Origin of the sequence: Bacteroides sedimenti (assembly GCF_040365225.1) — a bacterium.
Classification (GTDB): domain Bacteria; phylum Bacteroidota; class Bacteroidia; order Bacteroidales; family Bacteroidaceae; genus Bacteroides; species Bacteroides sedimenti.
The window spans coordinates 280381-293818 of record NZ_AP028055.1; the positions used below are offsets into that span (position 1 = coordinate 280381).

At 40.7% G+C, this 13438-nt stretch carries 8 protein-coding genes; all 8 read left to right on the forward strand.

Annotation, left to right across the window (positions count from 1 at the left end):
* The first annotated feature begins 13 nt into the window (after window positions 1-13).
* Window positions 14-2914 (forward strand): endo-beta-N-acetylglucosaminidase, encoded by a 2901-nt coding sequence (locus ABWU87_RS01025; RefSeq protein WP_353332434.1) that lies wholly within the window; start codon window positions 14-16, stop codon window positions 2912-2914.
* Window positions 2915-3221: 307 nt separating this feature from the next.
* Complete coding sequence (locus tag ABWU87_RS01030) at window positions 3222-3788, forward strand: RNA polymerase sigma-70 factor (protein ID WP_353332436.1); 567 nt, start codon at window positions 3222-3224, stop codon at window positions 3786-3788.
* Between the two features lie 81 nt (window positions 3789-3869).
* Entirely contained in the window at window positions 3870-4838 is a 969-nt protein-coding gene (locus ABWU87_RS01035; RefSeq protein ID WP_353332438.1) for a FecR family protein, read from the forward strand.
* Window positions 4839-5004: 166 nt separating this feature from the next.
* Window positions 5005-8505 carry a SusC/RagA family TonB-linked outer membrane protein gene (locus ABWU87_RS01040; RefSeq protein WP_353332440.1) on the forward strand — a complete coding sequence of 1167 codons (3501 nt, stop codon included), beginning with the start codon at window positions 5005-5007 and terminating at the stop codon, window positions 8503-8505.
* 14 nt (window positions 8506-8519) lie between these two features.
* Complete coding sequence (locus ABWU87_RS01045; protein ID WP_353332442.1) at window positions 8520-10367, forward strand: RagB/SusD family nutrient uptake outer membrane protein; 1848 nt, start codon at window positions 8520-8522, stop codon at window positions 10365-10367.
* 25 nt (window positions 10368-10392) lie between these two features.
* Window positions 10393-10785, forward strand: a complete 393-nt coding sequence (locus tag ABWU87_RS01050; RefSeq protein WP_353332444.1) for a BACON domain-containing protein — start codon at window positions 10393-10395, stop codon at window positions 10783-10785.
* Between the two features lie 298 nt (window positions 10786-11083).
* Window positions 11084-12649 (forward strand): sulfatase family protein, encoded by a 1566-nt coding sequence (locus ABWU87_RS01055; protein ID WP_353332446.1) that lies wholly within the window; start codon window positions 11084-11086, stop codon window positions 12647-12649.
* The gene (locus ABWU87_RS01060) at window positions 12649-13434 is read left to right on the forward strand and encodes a leucine-rich repeat domain-containing protein (RefSeq protein WP_353332448.1); all 786 of its coding nucleotides are present in this window, start codon (window positions 12649-12651) and stop codon (window positions 13432-13434) included. Before ABWU87_RS01055 ends, ABWU87_RS01060 begins: the two co-directional genes overlap by 1 nt.
* The last annotated feature ends 4 nt before the right edge of the window (window positions 13435-13438 follow it).

Genomic DNA, 13438 nt, shown 5'->3' on the forward strand with positions numbered 1-13438 from the left:
TAAATTTATTACCATGAGAAAGAAAAACTTTTTTTTAGTTGCTTTGGCTCTCTCACTCTGTACACGGATTGGTGCACAGACTGCAGGCGAGTATTTTAATTGGTCGGGTCAGGAACCATATCAGCTGCTGGAAATGTTCCGCAATGGTGTGCCAACCAGTATGGGCGACCTGAAAGATCTGGAATTCAAAAGATCTCACGTACGTGTAAAATCTGTTATTACTGATAAAGCCGGACAGTTGGACAAGACAATTGACCCGCGCCGCTCTATCTTCTTTAACTGTCCTATTGGGGCATCAGGAAGTCCGCTTACAGCGATGCCTTCCGGTCGTTTTGACGACGATGTGTTCAGTATGTGGCAATATGTGAAAATCCACGGAAACTGGAGCAATAACTGGTTCTGCGCACCGGCGGCTTATACCGATGCGGCACATAAGCATGGCACTGCGGTGTTGAGCACCTGGGGAATTCCCTGGAACTGGCAATATTCATCCGGGCAGACACTCGAATCGGATAGCAAGGCTTATTTCATTGATATGCTGACCAAGAAAGATGCACAAGGTAACTTTGTGTATGCCGAACCGCTGATTAACCTATTAATGTACTTCGGTATGGATGGTATCAATTACAACTCAGAATTCTATCTTTTTCAGGAAAAAGCAACTTTGTTGCAGCAGTTCCACGAAAAGTTGTATCAGATTGCCGCACAAAAAGGGTTCAACTCGTTCCATGTAGGTTGGTATGATGGTATCAATAACGAAGGAAACATGCAGTACATTGATTATCTGGGCTATCACAATAACAAGTGGTATTGCAACGAGCTAAATAATAATAAGGTATCCGACGCATTTATGTTGAACTATAATTGGGGTGAAACAAAATTGACTGATACTGAAAAAACAGCTTCTGAACTGATGACTCCTAACGGTGCATACGATGTTTATGCAGGATGCTGGATTGTGAATTTGCAACAGGCATGGACAGCCATCGACAACCATAAAGGGGTAAGTATCGGTTTGTGGGGCGAGCATAAGCAGAACCGTGTATTCCAACACAGAGACGGTCTGGATGAAAAGAGCATGCAGAATAATTATCAGCAAAGACTTGAGTATGTGTTTACAGGTGGTAACCAGACTCCATTGTGGCACCTGCCTATCTTCAGCGGTGCTAATCTACAGGATAACTCCACATTGAAGAGTTTTCACGGTATGTCTAAGTTCGTAACCGAACGTTCAACCGTGCAAGGTACTTTGCCGTTTGCTACAAACTTCATCCTGGGTAACGGAATGTTCTACAAAGTAAATGGAGAAAAAACATATAGTTCATGGTATAACCTTTCGGCACAGGATATGTGTCCTACTTACCGTTGGCTTATTCAGGATGCTGCCGGTCAGGAAACCAAAGACATCAAGGCTCAATACAGCTTTGCAGATGCTTGGGTAGGAGGAACCTGTCTGTCACTCTCGGGTGTTGTGAAGACCACTCCGGCTAATGTTCATCTTTATCGTTCTGATTTAACAGTAGGAACAGGAGCTACAGCCCGGTTGGTTTATAAAATTACGAATGGAACTGTAGGACAATCGTCCAACCTGCGTCTTGTTGTGAAGAAGAACGCTGAAACAGACTGGACAGAATTCAGTTTGGGTAACATCGCAAAAACAGGATGGAACGAGGTAGAACTGCCTTTGACAGGATTCAATGCCGGCGATAAGATTACCGCAATTGGTCTTCGTGTACAGGGTGCAAGTGAAGTTGCAAGTTATGAAGCTCTTATCGGTGAACTGAAACTGTATGATGCAACTAGAACATCAGTCAATGCTCCTACAGATGTTACAATTGAATATTCTAATGAAACAAACAAACACCTGGATGCTAAGATGTTCTGGAAGATGACTCCGTCGGTTACCCCGTCTAATCCAAACGCTCTTGTTTATAATGACGAGGTAAATGTAGCTTATTTCGAAGTGTTTACAAAAGAAGGAACGGTTGAAAAACAGATTGCAAGAACTGCTTCATGGGCGCATTATGTACCTGCCATTCCATTGTCTGACAATCAAAAAGAGATTCAGATTGGTATTCGTGCTGTGTCAACCGACCTAGTTACCAAATCTGCTATCACTTGGAAAACAATTGTAAGAAATCCGAGTGCGCCAGTTGAGGCTGAAAAGGACCTATATTGCGAAGCTATCAATGACCCTAAAGCCGAAGGTGCGGCAACTGCCCTGACAAACCGTTTTGTGGAGACTGCTTCTACAACAGGAGCTGTTCGCAATCTCTCCTTTACCGGTGGAACAAACGCCACTAACGGATATTTTGCTTACCTGGGCGATGACAAAGCATTTGATGTGACACCGGGCTCTACCTTTACGTTTAAAGCGTTGGCAACCAACAGAAGTGACGGTATGAAATATTGTAAATATACCATCTATGCAGACTGGAACTGCGATGGTATATTCGATCCAACAGCTGGTGAAATTGCAGCAGCAGGTGGTACCGACCGCAAAGGAGACGATGCAGTTGCTAACCTCTCTACTCAAATTAAAGTTCCGGCAAATGCCACTCCTGGTGTAACTCGTTTCCGTGTTCGCTATTCAGATGCATGGTTCCCACAACCGGGCCCTTGCGGATTGGCTCAGAAAGGTTATACCGTAGACTTCCAAATGAATGTGCTTAGTGCTACCGGCATTGAAAGCGCATCATCTGATGCTCCTTCGTTCTATCCAAATCCCGTGGTTGATGTAGTGACCTTCAATAATGTAGACCAGGTGAAGATTTACAATACAGCTGGGGTACTGGTTAAGTCCTTGGAAGGAGAAATCAGTTCGGTGAATCTGTCTAATCTTGAAAAAGGTATTTATATCGTGAAAATGGGAAAGAACGGTGTTGTGAAGAACAGCCGTCTATTTAAAAAGTAACTCATTTAGATTAGGTTTCGTAGTTTTTTAATTTAGTTAGGTTGTGGGGGTAGTCCGTGTGGATTGCCCCCACATTTTTTTATTACTCTCACGTATCGGTCGATCGTTGTTTTAACATTAACAAACGTCTTGAATGATTTTTAGTTTCAAAGAGTTGATAACATGGGCTTTATGGATGTAAATTGCGACGATATTATGCTTTATTTTCTTTTTCTTTCTGCCTGTGCAAAAAAAAGTGTTTGCCCGACTAAGGGAGTTTGACTATTTTTGCGACCTTAATTTTTAAAGGCCCTAAATAAATCAACTTTTGGGAAATAATCTCTCCGAAAATATAAAATCAGTTATTGTTGAGCTTGCTGTAAAAGACTCACAAATGGCGTTGAGGTCACTTTACATGACCTACTATGGGAAACTTATGCGCTTTGCCACGCTTCAGGTTGGAGTTGCTACCGTTGCTGAGGAAATTGTATCGGACACCTTTATGGTGGTATGGGAAAACCGTAGTAACTTGACTGATATTGCAAACTTAGATGCATATCTTTATACTATTGTCCGCAACAAATGCATTTCTTATTTAAGAACACAACACATTTCCACAGTTGATATCGACGAAACGCAGGTAGATTTATTTACTCAGACAGAGACAACCCCTGAAATGGAGCTTATATCGAAAGAAAGCATCAGCCGGTTAAACAATGCCATTAATTCACTACCTCATAAATGCAAACTCTCCTTTAAACTGATAAGAGAGGATAAGATGAAATATAAAGAAGCTGCCGAATTGATGGGTATTTCGGTAAAAACACTGGAGGCACATATCACCACGGCTGTGAAAAAACTGCGAGAGACACTTTCGGGTGATATGAACGACTAAAAATAATCTTTAAAAAAATCCATTCTTGACTAAGGGAGTTTTTCTTATCCTGCGTCTTAACTAATATAAACGATGAAATTCATGATTCAAAATATTGATAGCATCATAGCACGTATTCTTTCCGGTGAATCTTCCAGCGATGATTACCTTGCATTCAGTGAGTGGTTGCAGGAGGATGAGAAGAACAGAAAAGAATTTTGCCAGCTGAAGGATTATTGGGATGCAGAAGTGGCATACTCCAATCATATAGGACGTGAGGTGGAACTGAAACGTTTGCAGAAGAGGATACGAAAAGAGGAATCCAAGAAAAGAAACCGACGCTTCTGGGTCAGAACAGCTCCGGTTGCTGCTGCAATAACATTGGTTCTGATGATAAGCTCCCTCTTATTTCTTAAGACAAACAGCACTGAACAGCCGATTGAGTACTTTACCTACATAGCCGGAGATCATAGTTCGAACTTTACTTTGGCCGATGGCTCTAAAGTTACGTTGAATAAAAACAGTAAACTAACCTATACAAACCAATTCGGCAAGAAACTCCGTGATGTGGCATTGACAGGTGAAGCTTTTTTTGAAGTGACCAAGAATCCGAGCAAGGTATTTGAAGTCAAAATGAACAATGCTTCAATCAAAGTTTTAGGTACTAAATTTAATGTAAAGGCTAGTTCTAAAAACGAGATTGTGGCTACGTTGGTCGAGGGGAGCATTCGTTTTGAAAGTGGCGAACAAAAAGTTCAGCTTAGTCCGTCACAACAACTCACATTCAATGGTGAAAACCGGAAGCTTCAAGTTCAGAATGTGGAAACGGAGTCCTATACAGCCTGGAAAGATGGACTGGTAAAATATAAATCGTGTTCGCTGCAAGAAGTGATAACTTCCTTAGCAAGCAGATATAATACAAAAATTATAATTGAAAGCTCCCGATTTAAGGATGTGGTTGTTTCGGGAGCGTTCAGTAGTGAACAGAGTGTTGAGGAAGCTCTTAATGTAATATCGCGTAGCTTGCCTGTTAAATGGTCGAAGGAGAAAAACATATACTACATCCGATAATACAAACCCAATTAATAAATTAATTTTTGCCTATGAAAAACACCTAATTTAGTTAACGACAAATGCTTATTTTTTATTTTGATTTAGTTATTTCATTATGAGCATCATATTTAATAATAATGTAAAATATTGGATGCTTCTTGTTAACCTTTATAATAAAAATGATATGAAAAGTGTCTCTTGTTACAAGTCCTTTCTACAAAAGGATGCCAGACGAACTTTGCTACTAGGTATCGCTTTCTTCACGGCATCATCAATGCCACCCGCCTATGCTACAGCAGCAGATTCGTATTCTAAAATCAGCACTGTGACGGTTGAGTCAAATAAAATTGCCCTGACACAGCTATTCTCTCAAATAGAAAAACAAAGCGAGTTTCTATTTTTCTATGTGGATACTGATGTACAAAATGTTTTTGTAAAAGTACAGGCCCGGAATAAAAACATAGATGATGTCTTGAATCAGGCTCTGAAAGGAACAGGACTTACCTATACCATCAACAATCGGAATGTGAACATCCAGAAGGTAAAAGGAAATACGAGTATTAACCAACAAAACAGAAAGATTGCAGGAAAAGTAACGGATGCAAATGGTGAAACCATTATGGGAGCCAATATTGTTGAGGTAGGTACTACCAATGGAACGGTGTCTGATGTGAACGGTCAATTCTCTTTGAACCTGAAAGGTACTCCGATAATAAGGGTAACGTTTACCGGATACACTTCGCAGGATATCAATACCAACGGAAAGAATGATATCGTAATTGTTATGCAAGAAAATTCGAAAGTTCTTGATGAGGTGGTTGTAGTAGGTTACGGAACACAGAAGAAAGTCAACCTAACTGGTTCGGTTGCTGTAGTCGATGGCAAAGAGCTGGCAAACCGTCCGGTTGCCAACATTACCCAGAGCTTACAGGGAGTTGTGCCAGGCTTGACAGCAAGCGTAACAAGTAAAGGTGGTACCCCGGGAGCAAGCTATAATATTCAGTTACGTGGACAAGGAAACTTAAGCAGTTCAGATAGCCCATATGTATTGATTGACGGACTAGAGGGTTCTCTTTCTGCGGTTAATGCAAACGATATTGAAAATATATCAGTGCTGAAAGATGCAGCTGCAGCTTCCATTTACGGAGCACGCGCTGCTTATGGGGTAATTCTGATTACAACTAAAAGAGGAAAAGAAGGAAAGCCATCCATTACATATAATGGAAATATTGGCGCTACAACTGCTGTAAATTTACCAGATATGGTAAACAGCTATGAGTTTGCAAAATACTTCAATGCAGGATGGGTCAACGCAGATCATACTCCTGAATATTCGGATGCGAAAATTGAGCTGTTACGTCAATTCTGTGAAAACCCAAAAGGAATGAATCAATGGCCGGAGCAATCTTCCAATAAGTTTATGGCAGATAACTCTGCTATTGGAGTAGGCAATACCAATAACTTCAAATTGTTTTATAAGGATGCCGCAATCAAACAGGATCATAATCTCTCGGTAACAGGTGGAGCAGGGAAGATTAAGTATTACTTGTCTGGTGGTTTATATAAGGAAAATGGTCTTATCAGATATGCTGATATAGATTTTAAACGTCTTAATTTTAGTGCAAATATTGATTCTGAAATTACTAATTGGTTGAAATTTAATGTAAAGTCTAAATATTCAAACGAATTTTCAACCTCTCCGTTTGGTGGTTATGCAGTTTCTGAAAGTGGATTCTTCCACAACCTGGCAAGAACCAGACCAACAAACTCAATGTACGACCTGAACGGTAATTTTACAGAACTATCTCAGGTGCCTTATCTGCAATCGGGTTCAAAGAATGATAACAATAATGGCAACTTTAGTTTGACTGCCGGATTTATTATTGAACCGGTAAAGAACTGGAAAATTAATTTCGATTACAGCTATCGGTTAGGAAACAACAAGAATGAACAGGCTGCCTTACCTGCATCTGTTTACATGCTTGATGGGTCGACTACTTATATGACCCGCTCTGAATTGGGTATTCCAATCAACGGAAGCTATTACAGGCTAATGGCACAGTCCGATTATAATTCATTGAATCTGTATTCTAATTATTCCTTTAAACTTGGCGAATCGAATAACTTTAATGTTATGGCTGGTGCTCAGGATGAAAGCTACAAATATTCAAACCTGTGGAGCTATGCAACTGATTTGTTGAGCTTTGGGAATCCTGGACTAAATATCGCAACTGGTGACAAGACTACCGGTGAGACTCGAAACGGATGGGCTACCAGAGGATTCTTCGGACGTATTAATTACGATTACGAAGGAAGATACTTGGTGGAAGTGAATGGGCGTTATGATGGATCTTCCCGTTTTGCTAAAAACAATCGCTGGGGATTCTTCCCATCAGCATCTTTGGGATGGAACATTGCCCAGGAGAGATTTATGGAACCAATCAATAAGACTGTAAGCAATCTTAAACTCAGAGCTTCTTACGGACAGTTGGGAAATCAAAGTGGAGCCGGTTTATATACTTTTGCTCAAACAATGGGCACTGCAACGCAAGGAAGTTGGTTCTTCAACGGAACTGATCGCCAGATGATTATTTATGCTCCCGGTTCTTATAATCCGGATGTTACCTGGGAAAAGATTGAAAGTATCAATTTTGGTCTTGATTATGGCTTCTTCAATAATAAACTATCTGGTAGTCTGGATGTTTTCCAGCGTACTACTCGTGATATGCTTGGCCCAACAGAAAGCTTGGCTGCTATGTACGGAACTTCTGCTCCCGATGTAAACAATGCTACTATGCGTAACAGAGGTTGGGAATTCTCAATCAACTACAAAGGAAGAATTAATAAAGATATTACTTACTCAGTGGGTGGTATGATTTACGATTACACAGCCAAGGTTTTGGATTATGTTAATCCAACTAAATATAATCCTGCCGGTCAATGGTACCCGGGACGTAAAGTGGGTGAAATCTGGGGATATCGCGCTGGCGGTCTGATTCAGTCGCAAGCAGAAGCTGATGAATACAATAAGCTGGACCACACCTATCTTACAAGCAGGCCTTGGATGCCAGGTGATGTTAAGTACCTTGATTTAAATGATGATAAGAAAATTAATATTGGTGGCAACAAAGTTGGAGATATGGGAGATAAAGTGATTATCGGTAACTCAGCTCCACGTTATCAGTATTCAATCAATGGGTCAATTAATTATAAAGGCTGGTCATTAAGTATGTTGTGGCAAGGTGTTATGAAACGTGATTATGATCCTTCAGGATCTGTATATTTCTGGGGCTGCAGTTCAAAAGCACAGGTTACTGTGTTCTCTCAACATCTTGATTATTGGTCAGAAAGCAATCCTGGCGCATACTACCCAAGACCATATATTTCAACAGTTGGTAATATAAACTCATATGTAAGTAAAACACAGCAAACCTGTGATCGATATATACAGAATGCAGCTTATATCCGTTTGAAAAACGTGACTTTAAGTTATGAACTTCCTTCACAGTGGATTAAGAAGATTGGATTGCAAAGAGTTAATGTATATGCCACAGGAGACAATTTGCTCACATTTACCAAACTGGCAAAAATGTTCGATCCTGAAACCGTATTTGCATTCAACGAAGGAGGTAAAGATTATGCTTTAACAAAAGTGTTCTCTTTCGGTTTAAGTGTTAACTTGTAAATCAGAAAAGAATTATGAAAACAAAAATAGGAAAACTCTTGGTGTTGTCTGCTGCAATGGCTTTTTCCGTTAGTTGCTCAGATATGGATCAGGAACCTCAGGGTGCTTTGACATCCTCAAATCCGATTAGTTCTGTAGCAGAACTTCAGAAATATGTGAACCAGTTTTACGAAGGAACTTTTAAAGTTCAGCCCGGAGGATTACAGGCTTCAGGTATAGCTTTTGATGATCAATTCAGTGATAACATGGCCTGTTCATCAGTACCTTCTTTGCTGGATGGAACTCGTTCGCTGAGTTCAGCATCAAGTCCATCTGAATACCAAAAGATTCGTAGTGTGAACTTCTTATTTGCCAATATAAACAATTGCAAGGGTAATCTGGCGGATATAAACCAATATGCCGGTGAAGCATACTTCTTCCGTGCATACTATTATTTCAGTATGGTTTGCAAATACGGAGATATTACATGGATTGATAAGGTGTTGCCTCCCAATAGTCAGGAGATGAAACTGAAACGCGATTCACGTGTGGAAATCATAGATCATGTGTTAAGTGATCTTGATAAGGCAATCAGTATGTTAAGTATCAAGACCAACAGCTCTGCAATGAGAATTCATAAAGATGTGGCGCTGGCCTTTAAATCGCGTGTGGCTTTGTATGAAGGAACATGGCAAAAATACCACAAGGCAAAGAACGACCCATTCTTTACTGCCGGTATTACAGATGCCAAAATCAAAAATTATCTTGAACAGGCACGCGATGCAGCTTACGAGGTGATGCAAAGCGGAAGATGGAGAATATATAGTACATCTAATCCTTTGACTGACTACAAAAATTTGTTTATTACAAAAGATTTATCTAATAATCCCGAAGTGCTTTTCTGGAAAAAGTATGATGCAACGATCAGTGGTCATGATGTTACCCGTTATTGCAACAAAGGTGGTGGTAATATTGGGCTGACTTTATCGCTGGTGGATGATTACCTGACAAGAGATGGCCGTATCTTTACAGGAACAGAACGTGAGGAAGCTCAGAAAACCTATGGCAAGGAACTTGATCCAACTATTCGTGACCCGAGATTGTGCCAAACTGTTGCCAGACCAGGCGAACGTTTACGCCCTCTTACATCAAATGCTGCCTATATTTATATGCCGCCATTTAGCCCGATTATTGCAGAGGTAAGTCCTACTGTAATGTGGCCTAACCCAACAGGCTATTCTCTTCTGAAATTTGTTGAAATGGATTGTACTGACGCAGCTGCAGACGATGAACACAAAGGAGAATGTCCGGCTATTCAATTCCGCTATGCAGAAGTTCTGTTGAATTATGCGGAAGCTTTGGCAGAACTGGAAGGTGCCGCAGCTCAGGATAAAATTGCTAAGGCACTGAAACCTTTGCGCGACCGAGTTGGTATGCCGGGAGTTGACTTTCAACGTGAATATAATAACAGTGCAGACTATCCATTCTCTAACCTGGAGGCTACAATTCAGGTAGTACGTCGCGAACGTCGCATTGAGCTGGCTTGCGAAGGAATGCGTATGAGCGATATATTCCGGTGGGCTGCTGCTGATGTACTGATTGCAGGAAAAAATCCGTTAGGAGCACTCTTTACTGGAACTAACATGGAAGCTGCAAACAAAGCTGGCGCATATTTTGGTGGTAATCTGAAATATGATTTGGCAGCAGGTAATAACTTGTATTTGTCTGGTAAGCCAGGTGATGCTAAACGTTATATTAGTCCTTACAAAGGTGTTTGTCCCAATGGTATGGGCTTCAAAGTCAATCGGGATTATTTGTATCCTATCAGTCAGGATGAAATAGCAATGACCGGAAATATGTGGACACAAAACCCTAATTGGTAATTATTAACGACTAGAAAGAAGTAATATGAAAAGTTTAAAATATTTTTTATTAATGCTTGTGGCCTGCTTTGCATTAAGCAGTTGTAGTGAAGAAGATGAGTCAGTAAACTACAAACCGGTGCCATCTCCTTTTAGTGTACAGGTTAATGGAACTACAACAGTAGGTGCAGCTGCAACAACCATTACGGCTACTATTGCAGCCGGTACAAATGGATGGTGGGTGGATGTTCCTACCGGAAGCTGGTGTGGATTTAATTCTGCTGTGACTTCATATGCTATTTATGGATCGGGCGATAAAATAGTTACAATCTATGTAGCTGCAAATAAAACCGGAGAGACACGTACTCAGACAGTTACTTTCCATCCTACATTCAAGTTAGACCCTGTAGCAATTACAATAACCCAAGGAGCGCAGTAATCTCAAACTAATAAAGAGAGACTCTTCGGTTAATCAAACGAAGAGTCTTTCTCTTTTCTTATTTCAGTAATTAGCTTTTAAAGCCTGAACTTAAATAGAATTTTAATTCAATAAATATCATATTTAAGTTATATAACTAAATATATTGTTTTATTTTTTATCAATGTAACCCCAATTGCCTTTTCAGCTAAATTCAGCTTTTATATCCTAAATTATTTTATATTAAGAACAATAGAAAGTAAGTATCTTGCTAAACTAATCTGTTATAGCTAAATTTGCATTACAATTAAACAAACCGATGAAAAAGAATCAGATTTTACTTATGGGGATGGCAGCTATGGCTGCTACTTCTTATGCTTCGGATAAGAAAGAAACGAAGCAGAAGCCTATGAACATCCTCTTTATCATGAGTGATGACCACTCTTTCCAGACCATCAGTGCTTATGATCAAAGGTATATTGAAACACCTAATATTGATCGTATCAGCAATGAAGGTGCACTCTTTACAAACAGTTTCGTAGCCAATTCAATCAGTGGACCCAGTCGTGCTTGTATGCTGACAGGTAAGCACAGTCACAAAAACGGGTTTATTGATAATGCACACAAGTTTGACGGTAGTCAGCAAACTTTTCCAAAATTGTTGCAGAAAGTGGGTTATCAGACTGCCATTGTAGGAAAATGGCACCTTACTTCGGAACCTACCGGATTCAATTACTGGAATATTCTGATTGGACAGGGTGATTATTACAATCCTTATTTCATTGACAATGGAGTAAAGAAACAAATTCACGGATATGCAACAAACATTGTAACCGACCTTGCCATCGATTGGTTGGGAGAAAAACGTGATAAGGACAAACCATTCTGTCTGCTGCTGCACCACAAGGCTCCGCACCGTACCTGGATGCCTGATACATGCGACTTGGGGGCGTTTGACAATGTGAAGTTCCCATTGCCCGAAAACTTCTATGATAAATACGAGGGTAGGGTGGCTGCATCACAACAGGAAATGAGCATCTTTAAAGATATGGACCTTGTTTATGACTTGAAGATGGCCGATAAGGAAAACGAAATACATACAAAAACCGGTCTTGAAGGTTGGGGACGCGAAATGTACAACCGCCTGGATTCTGCCCAAAAGGCTAAATGGGATGCTTACTATGATCCGATTATCAAGGATTTCAAAGAGAAAAAGCTATCAGGCAGAGAATTGGCTGAATGGAAGTATCAGCGCTATATGCACGATTACCTTAGCGTAATCCGTTCGGTAGACCGCAACATTGGTCGCGTGCTCGATTATCTGAAGAAGGAAGGATTACTGGAAAATACATTGGTTGTTTATACCTCCGACCAAGGATTCTATATGGGTGAGCACGGCTGGTTCGACAAACGCTTCATGTACGAAGAGTCTTTCCGTACTCCGCTGTTGATGCGTTACCCAAAAGCTATCAAGAAAGATGTGAAAATTCCTCAGATGGTTCAGAATATTGACTATGCTCCTACATTCCTTGATTTGGCAGGGGTAAAGGTTCCGTCTGATATTCAGGGTGTTTCCTTACTGCCATTGCTTAAAGGAGAAAAGAAGAAAGACTGGCGCAAGTCGCTTTATTACCATTTCTATGAGTATCCGGCAGAACATGCTGTGAAACGTCATTACGGAGTGCGTACCGAGCGTTACAAACTGATTCATTTCTATAACGATATCGATAAATGGGAACTTTACGACCTGAAGAAAGACCCAAGTGAAATGAACAACCTGTATGGCAAGAAGGGTTATGAGAAGATTACTGCCGAGTTGAGAAAGGAACTGGTAAAACTTCAGAAACAATACGACGACCCTATTGAGTCTCAATTGAAGAAATAATGAAGATACTTCGTTTAGTATTGATAACTGTTGGTATTTTCCTGGGTCTGCAAATGCAGGCCCAGGAAGTTGCCGACACTCTTTTTTTGGAGAGTGCGGGCACGCTGCCTGCACTAATTAAACCGGGTGATAAATACCTGATTAACACGCTTACCGTAAACGGAAAACTGAATGGCACGGATATCCGTTTTATCCGGGAAATGGCCGGAAGAAACAGCTCGGGTGAATTAACCGACGGGGTACTTTCGGTACTCGACTTGTCGGGAGCGCATTTAGTAGAGGGTGGGGAACCATACTTTATGGACGATGAGAAACCGTGTTGTACTGACAATGAAACAATAGGCCGAAACATGTTCTCTGGCTGCGAACGACTTGTTTATGTGACTCTTCCCAAAAGCACAACAGCTATTTTTGCATCGGCGTTTGCAGAATGTTCTTCTTTAAAATCAATCAATATTCCCGATGGTGTGAAGTTCATCGAGGAGAATGCCTTTGGCTTGTGTACTAGGCTTACCAAGATAACAATTCCTGCAAGTGTTGATTTTATCGGAAAATTTGCTTTTCTTTTTTGTTCCCGATTAACTACTGTGAATATTCAGCCAGGGCTCTCCTTTATTGGAGAAGGGGCTTTCCAAAACTGCAAAAACCTTACATCGGTATCCATCCCGTCCAGCGTTGCCTTTATTGGCGAAGGCGCTTTCTCAGGCTGCCCGGAGCTGAAATCTGTAACGTTCCCTTCAGGTGTTATCTTTTTAGGGAAAGGTGTTGCATTGCAACATTTTTAGATAA

Coding starts and splice junctions, on each gene's coding strand:
- ABWU87_RS01060 (WP_353332448.1), top strand. CDS start 12,649: ATGAAGATACTTCGTTTAGTATTGATAACTGTTGGTATTTTCCTGGGT.
- ABWU87_RS01025 (WP_353332434.1), top strand. CDS start 14: ATGAGAAAGAAAAACTTTTTTTTAGTTGCTTTGGCTCTCTCACTCTGT.
- ABWU87_RS01055 (WP_353332446.1), top strand. CDS start 11,084: ATGAAAAAGAATCAGATTTTACTTATGGGGATGGCAGCTATGGCTGCT.
- ABWU87_RS01035 (WP_353332438.1), top strand. CDS start 3,870: ATGATTCAAAATATTGATAGCATCATAGCACGTATTCTTTCCGGTGAA.
- ABWU87_RS01040 (WP_353332440.1), top strand. CDS start 5,005: ATGAAAAGTGTCTCTTGTTACAAGTCCTTTCTACAAAAGGATGCCAGA.
- ABWU87_RS01045 (WP_353332442.1), top strand. CDS start 8,520: ATGAAAACAAAAATAGGAAAACTCTTGGTGTTGTCTGCTGCAATGGCT.
- ABWU87_RS01050 (WP_353332444.1), top strand. CDS start 10,393: ATGAAAAGTTTAAAATATTTTTTATTAATGCTTGTGGCCTGCTTTGCA.